Below are 18,633 nucleotides of genomic sequence, written 5' to 3' on the forward strand. Positions count from 1 at the left end.
GTTGTGGTCCCACCTGACCCCATGCCGAACTCAGAAGTGAAACGCACCCGCGCCGATGATAGTGTGGCAGCTGCCATGTGAAAGTAGGTCACTGCCAGGCACCCAATTTGCTGATATAGCTCAGTCGGTAGAGCGCACCCTTGGTAAGGGTGAGGTCCCCAGTTCGAATCCGGGTATCAGCACCATATTACAATTAGATGTAGCAAGTTTTGTTTGACTGCCATAGCGTTGTGGTACCACCTGATCCCATGCCGAACTCAGAAGTGAAACGCACCCGCGCCGATGATAGTGTGGCAGCTGCCATGTGAAAGTAGGTCACAGTCAAACACCTATCCCCAAGCCCCGCTGAAACAGCGGGGCTTTTTCGTTTCTCCCTCTTGGCCTACGTGCGGTTCGCACTTGGTCGGTCATGTGCTCTCTTTCCACCATTAGCTGATCGCTGTCATGGTGCTTGCTGAACCCTATGCCCTATCATGAGGCTCTGGATGGAGGGAACTGACGTCGACTCGATAAAAGGTGATACCGATCACCTTTTTATATTAGTTTTTGCTGCAAAATGCGGCATAACTCGTATTTTATCTGCAAGTTAACAAGAGGTTACATCTTGTCTGCTAGATAATGCGGTCGCGGTCAGTCAGATTAACAATGTGAGCATAATGAACGACAAAAACAAGCAGATCGACATCAGAGACGTCACCGGGGCGGTACCTTCCCATCGGCCGACGGATGAAGGCCATATCTATGTACGTTCACAAAAGGGCCAATGGCAGCGGTTGCGCAAGCTGATGGGCTGGTTTTTCATGCTGCTGTTTGTGGTTGGTCCCTGGCTGAGTTGGGATGGCCGGCAAGCGATACTGCTGGATGTGGAGCATCAGCGCTTTCATATCTTCGCCACCACCATCTGGCCTCAGGATCTGACCTTGCTGGCCCTTTTGCTGATGGTGGCCGCATTTGGACTTTTCTTTATCACCACCTTCCTGGGGCGGGTGTGGTGTGGTTACCTCTGCCCGCAGACGGTGTGGACTTTCCTGTTTATCTGGTTTGAAGAAAAATTTGAAGGCAGTGCCAATAAACGTAAGCAGTTGGATAAATCGCCTTTCAATTTCAACAAGATATGGAGAAAAGGGGCCAAGCATACCGCCTGGCTGGCTATTTCGTTGTTCACCGGTTTTACCTTTATCGCTTATTTTGTGCCGGTAGAAGAGTTGGCGATGGGGCTGCTGACCTTCTCAACCAGCTTCTGGGTCGGTTTCTGGGTGCTGTTCTTTGCCTTCTGTACTTATGGTAACGCGGGGTGGATGCGCACCATAATGTGTACTCATATGTGTCCTTATTCCCGTTTCCAGTCGGCGATGTTTGACAAGGATACCTATACCGTCAGTTACGATGTAGAGCGGGGTGAGCAGCGAGGACCCCGTTCCCGCAAGGCCGATCCCAAACAGTTGGGACTGGGTGACTGTATCGACTGCGACCTGTGCGTGCAAGTGTGCCCGGCCGGCATCGATATTCGTGACGGTCTGCAATATGAATGTATTAACTGCGGCGCCTGTGTCGATGCCTGTGATCAGACGATGGAGCGGATGGGGTATCCCAAGGGCCTGATCAGCTACACCACCGAACACAAGCTGCGCCACAAGGAGACCCATGTGGCACGACCCAAGCTGATCGGCTACGGCATCGTCATGGTGGCGATGCTGGCCGCCTTTGCGTACATGGCATCCAGCATTATGCCGATGGGCATAGAGGTTATCCGTGATCGCAACCAGCTCTATCGGGAAACCAATGAAGGCATGGTGGAGAATACTTATACCCTGAAGATCCTGAACAAGACACTGGCGGAAGAAACCTATCTGCTGGCAGTGGAAGGCATGGCAGAGGTCGAATGGATTGGCCCGAGCGAAGTAACGCTGAAAGCGGGCGAGGTGCTGAGCCTGCCGATTAGCTTATCTGCGGATCCCTACCTGCTTTCGTCCCCGGTCAAGGACATAACCTTTGTACTCAGTCGCAAGGGGGTAGACCCGAGCGATGGCAAGGCCCTCCTCCATACCGAGAGTAAATTTTTCAGCGCTCGCTAAGCTATACTCAGGCCGCGGATAAATACCGCGGCCTTATACTATTGGAGTGATATGAATTATTACCAACTGACCCCGGATGTGATCACCGATGCGCTTGCCAGTGTCGGCGTTTATGTCGATTCGGGCTTGATGGCACTGAACAGTTATGAAAATAGGGTCTATCGTTTCAAAAATGACGAGCAGGGTGCCCTGGTGGTCAAGTTCTATCGTCCTCAGCGCTGGAGCCGGGAGCAGATACAGGAAGAACATGATTTTCTACTGGCCCTGGCAGAGGCCGGGGTGAGGGTCGCGGTACCGCTGCAGCATGAATCTGGCACGCTCTGCGAGTACGAGGGGATACTGTTCGCGGTATGGCCGGCAGTGTCAGGCCGCCAGTTCGAGGCTGATAATCTCGAGCAGCTGGAGGCGTTGGGAGAGCAACTGGCCCGGCTGCATCTGGTGGGAGCGCGTAGCGAGCTCAAGTACAGGCCGCAACTTTCCACCGATGACTATCTGCGGCGAGCCTGTGAGGTTTTGGAGCTGCAGGCCGAGATGCCGGTGCGGCTGAAGGGAGAGTTTTTTCCCTTGCTCAAGCGCGTTGCCGAGCGAGCCACGGAGCTGTATCGCCCCAGGAAACAGCTGACGCTGCATTGTGACTGCCATGCCAGCAACATCTTGTGGCGCGACGGTCCCTGGTTGCTTGATTTCGATGATTGCCGCCGGGGGCCTGCGGTTCAGGATCTGTGGATGATGCTCAGTGGCAGCCGGCAGGAGCAACTAGTGCAGTTGGACACCCTGCTGGCCGGCTATGAAACGGTGCGGGAGTTCGATGCGGCCGAGCTGGCCCTGATTGAACCACTGCGGGCCATGCGCATGGTCAACTACATGGCCTGGCTGGCGGCGCGCTGGTCCGATCCTGCCTTTCCCGCCAACTTCCCCTGGTTTAACACCGAGGATTACTGGCAGCAACAAATCAAGGTGCTGACCGAGCAGCTGCAGAGCCTGGAAGCGCCGCCATTGTCCTTGACGTCCTGGAACTGATTACTTAACTTGAAGCAGCCTTTACTGAATAGGATTGAGTATGAAAAAGTTAGTCTTTGCCTTGTTGACCCTGTTGCTGGCGCCGCTGGCCCATGCCGCGCCCGAATTCAAGGAGGGGGTGGAGTATACGGTGGTGAAGGAAACGGCCAGCAGCAAGCCGGAAGTCACCGAATTTTTCTCTTATGTCTGCCCCCATTGCTACAGCTTTCAACCGCTGATGAACCAGTTGTCCGAGCGGGTACCCGAGGCGCAGCTCAAGAAAGTACCGGTTTCCTTCCTGGGACGGGAAATGGGGCCAGTGTTGCAGCGGGCCTATGGCGCGGCTGTTCTGCTCGAGGTTGAGGATAAACTGACACCGGCTATCTTCGATCAGATCCATCGGCAGAAGAAAATGCCCAACACCCTGGATGATATCAGGGCAATTTTTGTCGCGCAGGGCGTCGAGCAAAAAGCCTTCGACGGGGTGATAAACAGCTTTGCCCTGAACGGCATGGTTGCCCAGTACGACCGGGCGACCGAAAACTTTAATGTACGCGGCACCCCGACCATCGTCGTCAAGGGAAAGTATCAACTCAATATGAGTGAGATTGGCTCAGAAGACAGGTTTTACCGGGTGGTGGAATACCTGCTGACGGCTGACTGACTCCGGCTTCCGGCCCTGGGGCCAGCCTCGTGGGCTGGCCCTTTTCAGTTACTGGGGGTGGGGGCGTTACGCTTGGCCGGCGGTATGAGATGTATGTTGGATACCGGCTCCTGATAATGGCCGCTCTGAGTCTGCCAATGTTCGGTAGGCAGATGAAACAGGTAGAATTTCTCCCTGTGGGTATCGGTGACAAAGCCCATTCCCTGCAGCGCCAGTTCGTAATGAATGTCCGTGATAAATTCGTGGGTGAAACGTTGCCGTCCGGACAGGGTGGCGATATCGCTCTTGGTGAGATAGACCCCGGACTTTACTTCCCTGAAGCGTTCATGCAGCCAACCGGCGAACTCCTTGGCACTCTTCATATTGATTTCCCTGTCAAACAGTGAGCGTTTCCTTAAGGTAGAGCAGTTTTTCCGTTTTTGCAGCCCTTATTCCTGCAGCCGGTGCAACAGCCTGTCCATGGCTCTGTAGCCCAGTGCCTCTATCAGGTGGGGCCGGGCAATGGCCGGCTCTCCGGCCAGATCGGCAATGGTGCGGGCTACCCTGATCAACTTATGCCAGGCCCGGATCGACAATTTCATCCGGTGCAGCGCCTGTTCCAGAAAGAGGGCGTCTGCCCGGCTGAGCGGGCAATAGCGTTCCAGTTCGGCGGCACCGAGCCGGGCATTGGTCTTGCCTGCCCGCGCCAGCTGCCGGGTCCGGGCCGCCAGCACTCGATCACGTACTTGTTCCGAGCTTTCCACGGGGGGACGCGGGCGGCTGAGCTCACCGGGCGGCAGCAGCGGGATTTCTACCGACAGATCGAAGCGATCGAGGAAGGGGCCGGAAATTTTGCTTAAATAGCGCAGTATCTGTTCGGAAGAACTGCGACTGCGGCCGTCTTCATAATGTCCGCAGGGACTCGGATTCATGGCCCCGATCAGCTGGAAGCGGGCGGGAAAAGTGACCCTGTGGGCGGCGCGGGAAATGGACACGGAGCCGGTTTCCAGCGGCTCGCGCAGGGCATCCAGCACCCGCCGCTCGAACTCGGTCATTTCATCGAGAAACAGCACGCCGTTATGGGCCAGGGATATTTCTCCCGGCTTGGGATAGCTGCCACCGCCCACCAGGGCAACGGCAGATGCCGAGTGATGAGGCTGCCGAAAGGCCCGTAGCAGCCAGCGCTCGGGATCCAGTCCCATACCGCTGATGGAGCGGACAGTGGCGGCTTCCAGTGCTTCTTCTTCCGTCATGGGGGGCAATAGCCCGGGCAAACGACTGGCCAGCATGCTCTTGCCGGTTCCCGGTGGCCCGAGCAGCAGCAGATTGTGCTCTCCGGCCGCGCTGATCTCCAGCGCCCGCTTACCGCTTTCCTGTCCGATCACATCGCTGAGATCTGCTGCATCGCTCTTGTGATCCGGGATGACCGGCTCGGGGGCGGCCAAGTCTCCCTGTTGCTGTAACCAGGCGGTAATGGCCAGTAGATGGGGGGCGAGTCGGGCGGGGCTGGGGAGGATGACGCCGGCTTCGCTGCCGTTGTCGCTGGGCAGCACCAGTTGTCGCCTGCTGTCACGGGCCGCCAGTACGGCCGGCAACGCTCCCCTGATGGGACGCAGCGCGCCGGTGAGGGCCAGTTCCCCCAGGAACTCCAGCTGCTCCAGCATGACCAAGGGGAGCTGCCCTGAGGCGGCCAGAATGGCAATGGCGATGGGCAGATCGAAGCGCCCCCCCTCCTTGGGCAGGTCGGCAGGGGCCAGGTTGACGGTGATGCGTTTGGCGGGGAACTCGAAACCCGAGTTGAGCAGGGCGCTGCGCACCCGATCGCGGGCTTCCTTGACGGTGGTTTCCGGCAAACCGACGATATTGAATGCCGGCAGGCCGTTGGCCAGGTGGGCCTCAACGGTGACCAGTGGCGCGGTAACGCCCAGGCTGGCGCGAGCAAAAACAACGGCGAGTGACATCCCGGTCTCCCTAATATTATATTTCAGTAAAATCGTTTTTATTGGTTTTTAGTTCCACCTTTTTTCAACCCTAAATCGCCCTTTATTTGATTTTGTGAACAAGAAAGTCTTGTCTAGTGTAGGTCATCATGCTAGTTCTATAGGGCAGTTGGGTCGGACGTTCCGAATCCCCCCCTAATTTTTATGGTCGGTATATGAATCTGTTCGTACGTTTCGTCAGCATTATCGTGGTCCTAGTGGTGATTATTAAATCACCGCTCGGGGCGCTGTGGTCTGACGAAAAGTAGAACAACCGGCAGACAACAACGCAAAACCCCCGAGCCAACCGCTCGGGGGTTTTTTTTTAAACCGGCTTTGGTAGCAAAACAGGGACAGCAACGAAGATGAATGGCGCACAGTACATTGTTCAGGCATTAAAACAACAGGGGGTAACCCAGATATTCGGTTATCCCGGCGGCGCCATCATGCCGCTCTACGATGCCCTCTACGACGGCGGAGTCGAGCACCTGCTGTGTCGTCATGAGCAGGCGGCCGCCCTGGCGGCGGTGGGCTATGCCAGAGCCAGTGGTCAGGTAGGGGTGTGCATGGCCACCTCGGGCCCCGGTGCCACCAACCTGATCACCGGTCTGGCCGACGCCATGCTTGATTCCATTCCCGTGGTGGCCATCACCGGCCAGGTGCCCATGGCGGCGATCGGCACCGATGCTTTTCAGGAAGTGGACGTGCTGGGCATGTCCCTGTCCTGCACCAAGCATTCCTATCTGGTGGAAAACGTCGAGGATCTTGGCGCTATCATCGCCGAAGCTTTCGAAATAGCCCGTTCGGGCCGACCCGGCCCGGTCTTGATTGATGTGCCCAAAAATATCCAGGTGGCGCTGGTTGAAACTAAATATACGACTCCGGTTGAGGCTGAAACCAATGCCCTGGATCAGGAAGCGCTGGCGCAGGCCAGGGCCCTGCTGGCCGCGGCCAGCAAGCCGGTGCTCTACGTGGGCGGCGGGGTCGGCATGGCCGGCGCCGAGGCAGAATTACGTGCTTTTGCCCGAGTCTGCCGGCTGCCGACGGTAACCACGCTGAAGGGTATCGGCACCCTGGATCCAGACGATGAACTGTTTTTGGGCATGCTCGGCATGCACGGCACAAAAGCTGCCAATTTGGCTGTTCAGCAGAGTGATCTGCTGATTGTGGTCGGCGCCCGTTTCGACGACAGGGTCACCGGCAAACTGGACGCCTTTGCCGTCAACGCCAAGGTGATCCACCTGGACAAGGACGCCGCCGAATTCGGCAAGGTGCGCCACGCCCATGTGGGTATGGATGCCGAGTTGCAGCAAGTGTTGCCCCTGCTGGGCCGGGGCGAGCTGGACATCGATGGCTGGCGTGACCGGTGCCGGCGGCTCAAGGCCGAACACGGCTGGCGCTATGATCACCCGGGCGAGGCCATCTACGCGCCGCTGATGCTCAAGCAACTGAGCGAGGCGCTGGACGACAATGCCATGGTCAGCTGCGACGTGGGCCAGCACCAGATGTGGGTGGCCCAGCACATGCGCTTTACCAGCCCGCGCAATCACCTGAGCAGCGCCGGGCTGGGCACCATGGGCTTCGGCCTGCCCGCCGCCATCGGCGCCAAGTTGGCCAGGCCGGAGCACACTTCGGTGCTGGTGTCCGGCGACGGCTCCTTCATGATGAACGTGCAGGAGCTGGGTACCCTCAAGCGGGCCCAGTTGCCGGTGAAGATGGTACTGCTCGACAACCAGCGCCTCGGCATGGTGCGCCAGTGGCAGGAGCTGTTCTTCGACGGCCGTTACAGCGAAACCATCCTCACCGACAACCCGGATTTCGTGGCCATGGCCGCCGCTTTCGATATTCCCGGTGAAACCATTACCCGCAAGGAAGAAGTCGAGCCGGCCATCCAGCGCATGCTGGCCGCCGAGTCCGCCTACTTGCTGCACGTCCGTATTTCAGAGGAAGAAAACGTCTGGCCCTTGGTGCCGCCGGGCGTCGCCAATGACCAGATGATGGAGAGATAAGCATGAACCAGCATAATTTGCACATTGAAACCCAGTTCCGCCCAGAAGTGCTCGAGCGGGTATTGAGGGTGACCCGCCACCGCGGGTTCCGGGTGGATGACATGGAAATGTCCACCTCGGCCGATTGTCAAAGCGTTAATATTAGGGTTACTGTCAGTGGCGAAAGGCCTATCCAGTTGTTAAGCCGCCAGCTTGAAAAACTGATGGACGTCACCCGCGTCGAAGCGCGGTCAATGGAACAACGACTCAGAAAAACGGCTTGAGGAACATAATAATGTCTACCGCCAACTACATCTGGTTCAATGGAGATATGGTGCCCTGGGACAAGGCCCAGGTGCATGTGATGAGCCACGCCCTGCATTACGGCTCTTCGGTATTCGAAGGCATCCGGGCCTACAATACTCCCGCAGGGCCAGCTATCTTCCGCCTGGAGGAGCACGTGCAACGGCTGTTCGATTCCGCCAAGATCTACCGGATGAACATCCCCTACACCAAGGCTGCGTTGATGGATGCCTGTCGGGAGGCGGTAGCCAAGAATGAGCTGGACAGCGCCTACCTGCGGCCGCTGGTGTTTATCGGCAATGTCGGCATGGGGCTGAATGCCCCCAGGGACGTGCCCTGCGAGGTGATCATCGCCGCCATTCCCTGGGGCGCCTACCTGGGCGAAGAAGGGCTGGAAAACGGGGTGGACGTGTGCGTGACCTCCTGGAACCGGCTGGCGCCCAACACCATGCCCACCGGCGCCAAGGCCGGCGGCAACTATCTGTCTTCCCAGCTGATTTCCGGTGAGGCCAAGCGCCATGGCTATTCCGAGGGCATTTCCCTGGACGTGCACGGCCACCTGAGCGAAGGCGCCGGCGAGAACCTGTTCCTGATCAAGAACAAGGTGCTGTATACCCCGCCGGTCACCGCCTGTATCCTGCCCGGCATCACCCGCGATACCCTGATGACCCTGGCCCGCGAGGCCGGCTACCAGGTGCGGGAAGAGGCCATCGCCCGCGAGGCCCTGTACCTGGCCGACGAGATGTTCATGACAGGTACCGCCGCCGAGGTGACCCCGGTACGCAGCGTGGACGGCATCACCCTGGGCGAGGGCAAACGCGGCCCGGTGACCGCCGAGCTGCAGCAAGCTTTCTTCGGCCTGTTCGACGGCAGCACCCGGGACAAATGGGGCTGGCTCACCCCGGTAAAAGATTAAGCACAGATGGAGAAGGGACGCCGCGGGCGTCCCTGATTTTCTCACGTAATTTCAGGAGTGAAAGCAATGCCAAGGTATCGTTCAGCCACCACCACCCACGGCCGCAACATGGCCGGCGCCCGCGCCCTGTGGCGCGCCACCGGCATGACCGAAGAGGACTTCGGCAAGCCGATCATCGCCGTGGTCAACTCCTTCACCCAGTTCGTGCCCGGCCATGTGCACCTCAAGGACCTGGGGCAACTGGTCGCCCGGGAAATCGAGGCCGCCGGTGGGGTGGCCAAGGAGTTCAACACCATAGCGGTGGACGACGGCATCGCCATGGGCCACGGCGGCATGCTCTACAGCCTGCCCAGCCGGGAGCTGATCGCCGATTCGGTGGAGTACATGGTCAACGCCCACTGCGCCGATGCCATGGTCTGTATCTCCAACTGCGACAAAATCACCCCCGGCATGCTGATGGCAGCCCTGCGCCTCAACATCCCGGTGATCTTCGTTTCCGGCGGCCCGATGGAAGCGGGCAAGACCAAGCTGTCCGACCAGATCATCAAGCTGGATCTGGTGGATGCCATGATCCAGGGCGCCGATCCCACGGTGTCCGATGAACAGAGCGAGCAGATCGAGCGCAGTGCCTGCCCCACCTGCGGCTCCTGCTCCGGCATGTTCACCGCCAACTCCATGAACTGCCTGACCGAGGCCCTGGGCTTGTCCCAGCCCGGCAACGGTTCCCTGCTGGCGACCCACGCCGATCGGGAGCAGCTGTTCAAGACCGCCGGCCACCGCATCGTCGAGCTGACCAAGCGCTACTACGAGCAGGAAGACGCCTCGGCCCTGCCGCGCAACATCGCCACCAAGGCGGCATTCGAGAACGCCATGGTGCTGGACATCGCCATGGGCGGCTCCACCAATACGGTACTGCACCTGCTGGCCGCGGCCCAGGAAGCGGACGTGGACTTCACCATGGACGATATCGACCGGCTGTCGCGCCAGGTGCCCCAGCTGTGCAAGGTGGCGCCGTCCACCCAGAAATACCATATGGAAGACGTGCACCGGGCCGGTGGCGTCATGGGCATACTGGCCGAGCTGGCCCGGGCCGGCCTGCTGAAGACCGAAGTACCGACGGTGCTGGGCATGACCCTGGCCGACCAGCTGGCCCGTTACGACATCATGGTGACTCCCGACGAGGCGGTGAAAACCATGTTCCGGGCCGGCCCGGCCGGGATCCGCACCACCAGGGCGTTCAGCCAGGACTGCCGCTGGCCGACCCTGGATGACGACCGGGCCGAGGGCTGCATCCGCAGCATCGATCACGCCTACAGTCAGGAAGGCGGCCTGGCGGTGCTGGCCGGCAACCTGGCCCTGGACGGCTGTATCGTCAAGACCGCCGGCGTGGCCGACGACAACCTGACCTTCCGTGGCCCGGCCCGGGTCTTTGAGAGCCAGGACACCGCCGTGGCCGGTATCCTCGGCGGCGAGGTCAAGGCCGGCGAGGTGGTGGTGATCCGCTACGAGGGTCCCAAGGGCGGCCCCGGCATGCAGGAAATGCTCTACCCCACCACCTACCTCAAGTCCATGGGCCTGGGCACCAAGTGCGCCCTGATCACCGACGGTCGCTTCTCCGGCGGCACTTCCGGCCTGTCCATCGGCCACGTATCGCCCGAGGCGGCCAACGGTGGCACCATAGGTCTGGTGCAGGACGGTGACATCATCGACATCGACATTCCGGGGCGCAGCATAGTGCTGGATGTGCCGGAAGCCGAGCTGGCCGTCCGCCGTGCCGCCATGGACGCCAAGGGCGAGCAGGGCTGGCGCCCGGTCGACCGCGAGCGGGAAGTGTCTTTCGCCCTGCGCGCCTACGCCTCCCTGGCCACCAGCGCCGACAAGGGCGCGGTGCGCGATCGCAGCAAGCTGGGAGGTTGAGGAAGATGGCACAACCGGCATTGAAAGACGCCGCCGTTCCCCGTTCGGCGGCCGAATACCTGCGCAGGATACTGCTGTCGCCGGTGTACGAGGCGGCGCGGGTGACGCCGCTGTCGCCGCTCAAGAAAATTTCCGAGCGGCTGGGGCACCATGTCTCGCTCAAGCGGGAAGACATGCAGCCGGTGCACTCTTTCAAGCTGCGGGGTGCCTACAACAAGATTGCCCAGCTTAGCCCAGAACTGCAGCAGCAGGGGGTGATCGCCGCCTCCGCCGGCAACCATGCCCAGGGGGTGGCCCTGTCTGCCGCCAAGCTGGGTATCGACGCCACCATAGTGATGCCGGTGGTGACCCCCGACATCAAGGTGGAGTCGGTGCGCCGGCTCGGTGGCCAGGTGGTGCTGCACGGCAACAACTTCGACGAGGCCTATGCCCACTGCCTGGAACTGGCCCAGGCCCGGGGCCTGACCCTGATCCCGCCCTTCGACGACGAGGACGTGATCGCCGGCCAGGGCACCATAGGCCGCGAACTGCTGGAGCAGGATACCCGCCTGACCCATGTGTTCGTGCCGGTGGGCGGTGGCGGCCTGGCCGCCGGGGTGGCGGTGTACATCAAGCAGCTGCTGCCCCAGGTCAAGGTGATCGGGGTCGAAGCCGAGGGCTCCGCCTGCCTCAAGGCGGCGCTCAAGGCCGGTGAGATCGTGAGCCTCGACCGGGTCAGCATGTTCGCCGACGGGGTGGCGGTGAAGCGCATGGGCACCGAAACCTTCCGCCTGTGCCAGGAATACCTGGATGGGGTGGTGACCGTCAGCTCCGATGAGATTTGCGCCGCCCTCAAGGACATTTTCGAAGACACCAGGGCCATCGCCGAGCCGTCGGGGGCCTTGTCGCTGGCCGGGCTGAAGAAGTACAGCCAGGCCGGGGACTATGCCCACGCCCGCATGGCGGCCATCCTCAGCGGGGCCAACGTCAACTTCCATTCCCTGCGTTACGTCTCCGAGCGCTGCGAGCTGGGCGAGAAGCGGGAAGGGGTGCTGGCGGTGACCATACCGGAGCGCAAGGGGGCCTTCCTGGAGTTCTGCGAGGTACTGGGCAACCGCATGGTGACCGAGTTCAACTACCGTTATTCCTCGGAAGAGAAGGCGGCGCTGCTGGTGTCGGTGCGGCTGTCCGACGGCGATCGGGAGCTGGCACAGATCATGGTGGAGCTGGAGCAGGCCGGGTACCCGGTGGCCAACATGACCGACAACGATCTGGCCAAGTCCCATGTGCGTTACATGGTCGGCGGCAGGCCGCCCAAGCCGTTGCAGGAGCGGTTGTACAGCTTCAAGTTCCCGGAGCAGCCGGGCGCGCTGATGCGCTTCCTGCGTACCCTGGGTACCCACTGGAACATCAGCCTGTTCCACTACCGCAACCACGGCGCCGAATACGGCCGGGTGCTCTGCGCCTTCGAACTGCCCGACGCGGATCTGGCCTCGTTCGAGAGCCACCTGGCGGAACTCGGCTACACCTGGTACGACGTCACCCAGGATCCCGCCTACCGGTTTTTCCTGGCGCATTAACGAGCTTTGTCTGCCGGCTTTTATGAAGTCGGCCAAAGGGACCGTTCCTCCGACACGCCATAAACACATCCATGTGGGCTCGGACATGCCATCCCTGGCATGTCACGGTCGGCGGAGCGGCTCCCTTTGGCCTCTTTTTAGAGGCAGGGATTGCCTGTTTCTGGATATAGTTATTAACCCTGCTTTTTAGCCACTTAACCCACCTGCAACATTGTTCACAATAATGTATTGATCAATGTCGGTCCTCCTGCTCTAATTCTCGCCGTTTCCTTTTCCTGTGCAGGAGTGTCCTCGATGGCGCTGTTGTCCGCGATGCTGGCCGGTATCAGCCAGATCTATTTTGTGAATCACCACCTGGCCGGCCTGCTGATGCTGCTGGCGGTGGCCTGGGTCTCGCCCTGGATGGCGCTGCTGATGCTGCTGGCGGTGGCGGCGGCTACCCTGCTGGCCCGCTGGCGGGGCTGGGAGCCGGCGGCCTGGCGGGACGGCCTGTTCGGCTTCAACGCCGCCCTGGTGGGGTTGGCCATCGGCCTGTTCGCACCGCCCGGCCCGGCCTGGCTGGCGCTGGCGATCCTGGGCGGCGCCCTGAGCGCCGCCATCTATGCCGGGCTGCGCCGGCTGGCCGGCATTCCCTGGTATACGCTGCCCTTCAACCTGCTGGTGCTGCCGGCCCTCTATCTGTACGGCAGCCGGCTGATCGAGGTGCCCGAGGGGCACCAGTTCGCGCTGTCGGCGGTGGGCCAGGTGGTGTTCCTGCCCGACAGCCTGTCGGCCCTGCTGATCTGCGCCGCCCTCTTGCTGGCGGGGGCCGGCCTGCTGGCCTGGGCGGTGATCGGCGGCGCACTGGCCAGCCTGGTCGCCTGGGGCCTGGGCGTCGGTACCGATGTCATTACCTTCGGCCTGGCCGGTTACAACGGGGTGCTGGTTGCCATCGGCCTGTACTGGCACCGGCTGCCGGTGGCCTGGGTACTGGCAGGCATCGTTGCCGCCGGGCTGATGAGCGGCCTGATGCTGCGGCTGGGGCTGCCGATGCTGACCCTGCCCTTCGTGCTGAGCTGCTGGCTTTGCCTGGCATTGCGCCACGGGATCTGCTATCAGGGGAACAAACGCATTCGCGACAGGGAGAAAACATGAAACTGGGATTTATCGGTATCGGGCTGATGGGTCAGCCCATGACGCAACGGCTGTTGCAGGCGGGTTTCGAGGTGCGGGTGTGGAACCGCAGCCCCGACAAGCTGGCGGTGGTGAAGGGGGCCGGTGCCATTGAAGCGGCCAGTATCGCCGAGCTGGTGGAGCAGGTGGATCTGGTACTGCTGTGCCTGGCCAACACCGCCGTGGTGGAAGAGGTGGTGTTCGGCGCCGGCGGCGTGGTCGGCCATGGCCGGGCCGGCCAGCTGCTGGTGGATTTTTCCAGTTCGGATCCGGAAGCGACCCGGGCTTTTGCCGCCCGGCTGCAGGCCGCCTGTGGCATGGGTTGGGTGGACTCGCCTGTATCCGGCGGCGTGGCCGGGGCCGAGGCCGGCACCCTGGCCATCATGTGCGGCGGCGAGGCGGCGGACATAGCGCGCATTCGCCCGGTGCTCGCGCCCTTGTCTCAGCGGGTCACCCATATGGGGCCGGTCGGGGCCGGCCAGGTCACCAAGGTGTGCAACCAGATGATAGTGGGGTGCAACCTGATGGTGCTGGCGGAGATGATGGCCCTGGCCAAGGCCTGCGGGGTGGCGGCGGACAGGATCCCCGAGGCCCTGGCCGGCGGCTTCGCCGACTCCAGGCCGATGCAGCTCACCGGCCCGCTGATGGCGGCGGAGTCGGATCCGGATCCCCTGTGGCATGTGCGCACCCTGCTTAAGGATCTGGACATGGCGGTGGCCCAGAGCCAGCGCGCCGGCAGCGCCACCCCCATGTCGGGGCTGGCCGCCCAACTGATGCGCCAGCATGGCAGCCTGGGCTACCTGGAGCGGGATCCCGCCACCCTGATCAAGCTGTACAAGCGGTAATTAAAAAGGGAGCCGCAGTGGCTCCCTTTCAGCTTGATGACAAAGTCCTCTGGTTCACTGATATGAGTCGGCCAAAGGGCCAACTCCGCCGACACGCTATGAATACATCCATGTAAGCTCGCACATGCCGTCCTTGGCATGTGACGGTCGGCGGAGCCGCTCCCTTTGTCCGTCTGCTCCGGCATGGGTGTGGCCTGTCCGAGCCTTGCTGTCGGAGGGACAAACAATAAAGGGAGCCGCGGTGGCTCCCTTTCTGGTTCAGGCCGGCTGCCGGCTTACAGCGCCAGGCTGTGGCGGTAGTAGTCGTTGGCCTTGGCCAGATCCTTGCGCTTTTCCGCCAGGCCGGCCAGCAGCACATAATCCCGGGCGCTGGGCTTGAGCGCCACCGCCTGTTGCAGCTGCTCTTCGGCCTGCTCGGGTTTGCCGTCCTTCAGGTACAGCTGGCCCAGGGCGGAGTGCAGCTCGGGCAGGCTTTCCTTCTTCGCCTTTTTCTCCAGGGTGCTGAGCAGCGGGTGGTAGTCGCCCAGTTGCAGCCGGGTCAGGCAGGCCAGCAGCCGGGGATCCGTCTGTTTGTCGAGCCCCTCCAGCAGCAGCTGCTGGGCTTCCTTGTAGGCCTTGAGCCCGATCAGCCGGTCGCACAGGGGCGCCAGCAGGTCGGCCCGGTATTTGTCCTTGCGCGGTAACTCCTGCCACAGCTTGATCAGGCCCTCGCTGCCGTCGGCCCGGGCGGTGCTGTCGAGCCAGCCGGTGTAGGCCTGCTGCTGCAGCGCCTGCTTGTCCTCGGCGTCGATCAGGCCGTGGCTGCTCAGGGCATCCAGGGTGGCCAGCAACCGCTGCCATTCACCGGTGGCCAGGTAGACGTCCTTCTGCAGCTTGAGAATGGCCGGCTGGTTGCCGTAGTCCTTTTCCAGTTGTTGCACCCCGGCCAGGGCCTGTTCGTACTGGCCCTGCTGGTATTGCAGCCGGGCCTGGGTAATGCCCACCGCCAGGCCGGCACCCGGGCTCTGCTCGTGAGCCTGGCGCAGGTAGTCGTCGCGCTTGCCGTCGAGGCCCTGGGCCTGGGCGGCGGTGGCGGCGTTCAGGTAGTTGAGCAGCGCCAGATCGTTGCCCTTGGTGCCCTTGACCAGCATTTTCTCGGCGGTGGCGTAGTCTTCCGCTACCAGCGCCTGCATGCCGCTCTGGGTGTAGCTCAGCGCCTTGCGGCGACGGCGGCCCATGAACCAGCCGCGGGTGCGGTGGCTCAGGCCGAAGATGCGGCCCAGCAGCCATTCGATGAACAGCAGCAGCAGGTAGAACAGCACCGCCGCCACCAGGAAAATGGTGACCGTGGTCTCTATGGTGTAGCTGCCGGCGGCGACCAGCACATAACCCTGGCGGCCGGTGAGATCCGGTCCTATCACCAGGCCGGCCACCAGCATGGCGACGATAATCGCAAGACGTATCATGGTTTCCCCCTTAGCGGCCGGTCAGCAGGCGTTGCAGCCGGTCGTCCAGCAACTGCTGCAGGCGATCCTGGGCGGTGAATTGCTCGGGATAGTCCACATCGATCTGCTGGCCGCTGAGCTGGTCGATCTGCTCCAGCATAAACTGGCGTACGCTGTCATCGGCAAAATAGTCCTGCAGCCACTGCCGGGACTGGACCAGGGCGCTGTCGTACACTTCCTGTTGCTCGCGGTAGACCGCCAACTGGGCCTGCAGCAGCTTGCCCTTGAGGTTTTCGCTCAGGTACCAGTGCTGCTGGGGCGACAGCAGGGCCTCGACGTTGCCGTCGCGGCGGCGCACCGTCACGAAGTTGTCGCTGAAGCTGGCCCAGCTCTTCTTCAGGTTTTCCTTCCAGTCACCGATGTCGCCGGACAGGGTGAAATCGGGCTCCTCGGCCCGGGCCATGATGACCCCGGCGAGCTTGAGCCGGTCGACCTGCTCGTTGATGCTGTTGAGCTTGATCACCAGTCCCTCCCGATCGACCCTCTGCACCGACTTGATGCCGGCGATGTCTTCTGCCAGGGCCTGGCGAATGGGCAACAGGCTGGGATCGTTGAGGGCGGCCAGGCGCTCGTCGGCGTTGGCCAGCATCATGGCGGCGGCCACCACGTCCTGCTCCAGCCACAGCTTGCGGCCGGCCATGCGCACCAGGTACTCGGCTTCCGCCAGCATCCAGTCGTTGGGGCGCTTGCTGTCCAGATCCAGCACCTTGCGCGACAGGCCGTCGAGCTGTTCGGCGGTGCTGTTCTGGCTGCTGAGAACGGCGGCGATCCGGGCGTCCTGCTCGGCCTTGCCGGCCTGGAGCGCTGACTGCTGCTGGGCCAGCTCGGCCTGCAGCCGGTTCAGTTGATCGGCCTGGGCCACCGCCTGCTTATGACCGTGCCAGTACAGGCCACCGGTCAGCAGGATAGCGAGGATAATGGCAACAATGGCCAGGATGCTGGCGGAAGAAGACGATTTCTGCTCTTTGGCGGCAGGGGCCGCCGGGGGCGGCGCGGCCTTGCCTGACTCGGCCTCGGGCAGGGTGTCAGCGCTGCTGGTCACGGTTTTTTCTTGGTTATCTTGATTATTGTCTGTCATTCCTTTTCCTCTCATCCAGGGCGGCAATCAGCGCCTGGTTGGATGCACCTTCTGCATTGATGACCTGAGTGAATCCCAGTTCCCGGGCACTGTCCGCCACCCGGATGCTGGGCACAATCAATAAACGGCTTAGCAGCCAGTCCTTTGCGTGGGCGGTCGCCAGTTGGAAAACATGGGCCAGCAAGCCGCCGCTGGTGACGATAATACTGTCCACCCCCGCGCTCTGCCAACTTTTCACCAGGCTGCCGCCCGGATCGGCCCGGTAGTGGCGGCGGTAGACTTCGCAGTAGTCCACCCGCGCGCCCCGTCGCGCCAGGGCCGGCGCAATCATATGGCGACCGCCGTCACCGCGCAGTATCAGCACCCGGCAGCCGTCGAGCGCTTGCAGCCCCGGCAGCGAGACGATGCCTTCGGAGCGGGGGTCTTCGGGCACGGTGGCACCCGTGATGCCGGCCCCGGCCAACGCCCGGCCGGTGGCGTCACCCACCGCCACATAGTTGGCCGGCGGCCAGGCAAGGCCTCGCCGGCGCAGAGCATTATCGGTGAAAGTCACCGCCGGTACGCTGACCGCTATCACATAATCCCGGTGTGTCAGGGTGTCGAACAGGGCGGGGAGAGCATGCAGCCCGGCGCCGTCACCGAAGCTCAGCAACGGGCAGGCCAGCGGCCGGTGGCCTGCCTCGGCCAGGGCCCGGCACAGGGCCTGGTTCTGGGGCTCGGGGCGTACCACCAGCGGGTTCATGAGCGATACACCTCATCCAGTATCTTGTCGGCGCCCCGGGCCAGCAGCCGCTTGGCCAGCTCGGCGCCCAGGGCTTCACCCTGGCTGGCCAGGCCGGTGATCTCGTCGAAGATGATCTGGCTGCCGTCGGGTTTGCCGACCAGGCCGCGCAGCCAGAGCTTGTCTCCTTCCAGCTCGGCGTAGGACCCGATAGGAACCTGGCAGCCGCCCTGCAGGCCCTGGTTCATGGCCCGCTCCGCCGCCACCCGCAAGCGGGTGGGGGCGTGATCCAGGGGGGCGAGCAATGCGAGCAATGCGGGGTCGTCCAGCCGGCATTCGATGCCCACGGCCCCCTGGCCGTTGGCGGGCAGGCTTTCGTCCGGGCTCAGCAGGCAGGCGATACGAGCGTCCAGTTCCAAGCGTTTGAGACCGGCGGCGGCGAGGATGATGGCGTCGTATTCGCCCTCATCCAGCTTGCGCAGCCGGGTCTGCACGTTGCCGCGCAGGGTCTTGATCTGCAGGTCCGGTCGCCGGGCGCGGATCTGGCATTCCCGGCGCAGGCTGGCGGTGCCGACCACGGCACCGGCGGGCAACTGGTCCAGGCTCTGGTACTGGTTGGAGACAAAGGCGTCGCGCGGGTCTTCCCGCTCGCAGATCACGGTCAGGCCCAGGCCCTCGGGAAACTCCACCGGCACGTCCTTCATCGAGTGCACCGCGATATCGGCCCGGCCATCCAGCATGGCCTGTTCCAGCTCCTTGATGAACAGGCCCTTGCCGCCGATCTTGGACAGGGGGGTATCGAGCAGTACATCACCCTGGGTCGTCATCGGCACCAGCTCGACGGTGACATCGGGATGCAGCTGTTCCAGCCGATCCTTGACATAATGGGCCTGCCACAGGGCCAGCAGGCTCTTGCGGGTGGCGATGCGGATGATGCGATTTGCCATGTGAGTCTCTTCCTTTGTCCATTAATG

General features: G+C 62.1%; 16 protein-coding genes, 1 tRNA gene and 2 rRNA genes. 13 read left to right on the top strand and 6 right to left on the bottom strand.

All coding sequences use genetic code 11. The features are described 5' to 3' along the window. The 6 genes from rrf (JKV55_RS00005) to JKV55_RS00030 all read left to right on the top strand — a co-directional run. Positions 1 to 100 (top strand): 5S ribosomal RNA (rrf, locus tag JKV55_RS00005); the annotation flags it as partial. A 9-nt stretch (positions 101 to 109) separates the two neighbouring features. Next, positions 110 to 185 (top strand) — tRNA-Thr (locus JKV55_RS00010). Between the two features lie 27 nt (positions 186 to 212). Then, a 5S ribosomal RNA gene (gene rrf, locus JKV55_RS00015) occupies positions 213 to 327 on the top strand. A gap of 329 nt (positions 328 to 656) precedes the next feature. Continuing rightward, positions 657 to 2,075, top strand: a complete 1,419-nt coding sequence (gene ccoG / locus JKV55_RS00020) for a cytochrome c oxidase accessory protein CcoG (protein WP_202081604.1) — start codon at positions 657 to 659, stop codon at positions 2,073 to 2,075. A 51-nt stretch (positions 2,076 to 2,126) separates the two neighbouring features. Next, positions 2,127 to 3,095: a serine/threonine protein kinase gene (locus JKV55_RS00025; RefSeq protein ID WP_202081606.1), complete on the top strand. Its 969-nt coding sequence runs from the start codon at positions 2,127 to 2,129 to the stop codon at positions 3,093 to 3,095. Between the two features lie 40 nt (positions 3,096 to 3,135). Continuing rightward, positions 3,136 to 3,738, top strand: a complete 603-nt coding sequence (locus JKV55_RS00030; RefSeq protein WP_202081786.1) for a thiol:disulfide interchange protein DsbA/DsbL — start codon at positions 3,136 to 3,138, stop codon at positions 3,736 to 3,738. A gap of 44 nt (positions 3,739 to 3,782) precedes the next feature. Here the strand turns inward: JKV55_RS00030 and JKV55_RS00035 are convergent, their stop codons facing one another. Next, on the bottom strand, positions 3,783 to 4,100 hold the full coding sequence (locus JKV55_RS00035) for a hypothetical protein (RefSeq protein ID WP_202081608.1): 318 nt from the start codon (positions 4,098 to 4,100) through the stop codon (positions 3,783 to 3,785). A 66-nt stretch (positions 4,101 to 4,166) separates the two neighbouring features. Then, on the bottom strand, positions 4,167 to 5,678 hold the full coding sequence (locus tag JKV55_RS00040; protein WP_202081610.1) for a YifB family Mg chelatase-like AAA ATPase: 1,512 nt from the start codon (positions 5,676 to 5,678) through the stop codon (positions 4,167 to 4,169). A gap of 383 nt (positions 5,679 to 6,061) precedes the next feature. On the opposite strand from JKV55_RS00040, the gene ilvG reads away from it, so the two are divergent. The 7 genes from ilvG (at position 6,062) to JKV55_RS00075 (ending at position 14,376) form a co-directional block, all read left to right on the top strand. Then, on the top strand, positions 6,062 to 7,705 hold the full coding sequence (ilvG, locus tag JKV55_RS00045) for an acetolactate synthase 2 catalytic subunit (RefSeq protein WP_202081612.1): 1,644 nt from the start codon (positions 6,062 to 6,064) through the stop codon (positions 7,703 to 7,705). A 2-nt stretch (positions 7,706 to 7,707) separates the two neighbouring features. Further along, entirely contained in the window at positions 7,708 to 7,968 is a 261-nt protein-coding gene (ilvM, locus tag JKV55_RS00050) for an acetolactate synthase 2 small subunit (protein WP_202081614.1), read from the top strand. An 11-nt stretch (positions 7,969 to 7,979) separates the two neighbouring features. After that, positions 7,980 to 8,903 carry a branched-chain amino acid transaminase gene (locus JKV55_RS00055; RefSeq protein ID WP_202081617.1) on the top strand — a complete coding sequence of 308 codons (924 nt, stop codon included), beginning with the start codon at positions 7,980 to 7,982 and terminating at the stop codon, positions 8,901 to 8,903. Between the two features lie 66 nt (positions 8,904 to 8,969). Next, positions 8,970 to 10,820, top strand: coding sequence for a dihydroxy-acid dehydratase (gene ilvD / locus JKV55_RS00060; protein ID WP_202081619.1), 1,851 nt, complete (start codon positions 8,970 to 8,972; stop codon positions 10,818 to 10,820). A 5-nt stretch (positions 10,821 to 10,825) separates the two neighbouring features. Next, a complete protein-coding gene (gene ilvA, locus JKV55_RS00065; protein ID WP_202081621.1) occupies positions 10,826 to 12,379 on the top strand; it encodes a threonine ammonia-lyase, biosynthetic in 1,554 nt (517 codons plus the stop codon). A 294-nt stretch (positions 12,380 to 12,673) separates the two neighbouring features. Next, complete coding sequence (locus JKV55_RS00070; protein WP_202081623.1) at positions 12,674 to 13,513, top strand: urea transporter; 840 nt, start codon at positions 12,674 to 12,676, stop codon at positions 13,511 to 13,513. Beyond that, entirely contained in the window at positions 13,510 to 14,376 is an 867-nt protein-coding gene (locus JKV55_RS00075; protein ID WP_202081625.1) for an NAD(P)-dependent oxidoreductase, read from the top strand. The genes JKV55_RS00070 and JKV55_RS00075 overlap by 4 nt, the downstream gene beginning before the upstream one ends. 275 nt (positions 14,377 to 14,651) lie before the next feature. Here JKV55_RS00075 and JKV55_RS00080 read toward each other — a convergent pair whose 3' ends face one another. From JKV55_RS00080 to hemC, 4 genes are read right to left on the bottom strand one after another with little or no spacing between them, the layout of a single operon-like run. Further along, the gene (locus tag JKV55_RS00080) at positions 14,652 to 15,821 is read right to left on the bottom strand and encodes a heme biosynthesis HemY N-terminal domain-containing protein (RefSeq protein ID WP_202081627.1); all 1,170 of its coding nucleotides are present in this window, start codon (positions 15,819 to 15,821) and stop codon (positions 14,652 to 14,654) included. 10 nt (positions 15,822 to 15,831) lie between these two features. After that, positions 15,832 to 16,902, bottom strand: coding sequence for a uroporphyrinogen-III C-methyltransferase (locus JKV55_RS00085; RefSeq protein WP_369409603.1), 1,071 nt, complete (start codon positions 16,900 to 16,902; stop codon positions 15,832 to 15,834). A 22-nt stretch (positions 16,903 to 16,924) separates the two neighbouring features. After that, positions 16,925 to 17,680 carry a uroporphyrinogen-III synthase gene (locus JKV55_RS00090; protein ID WP_202081630.1) on the bottom strand — a complete coding sequence of 252 codons (756 nt, stop codon included), beginning with the start codon at positions 17,678 to 17,680 and terminating at the stop codon, positions 16,925 to 16,927. After that, entirely contained in the window at positions 17,677 to 18,606 is a 930-nt protein-coding gene (hemC, locus tag JKV55_RS00095) for a hydroxymethylbilane synthase (RefSeq protein ID WP_202081632.1), read from the bottom strand. Before hemC ends, JKV55_RS00090 begins: the two co-directional genes overlap by 4 nt. Positions 18,607 to 18,633: the final 27 nt, after the last annotated feature.

Origin of the sequence: Zobellella iuensis, from assembly GCF_016746085.1 — a bacterium.
Classification (GTDB): domain Bacteria; phylum Pseudomonadota; class Gammaproteobacteria; order Enterobacterales; family Aeromonadaceae; genus Oceanimonas; species Oceanimonas iuensis.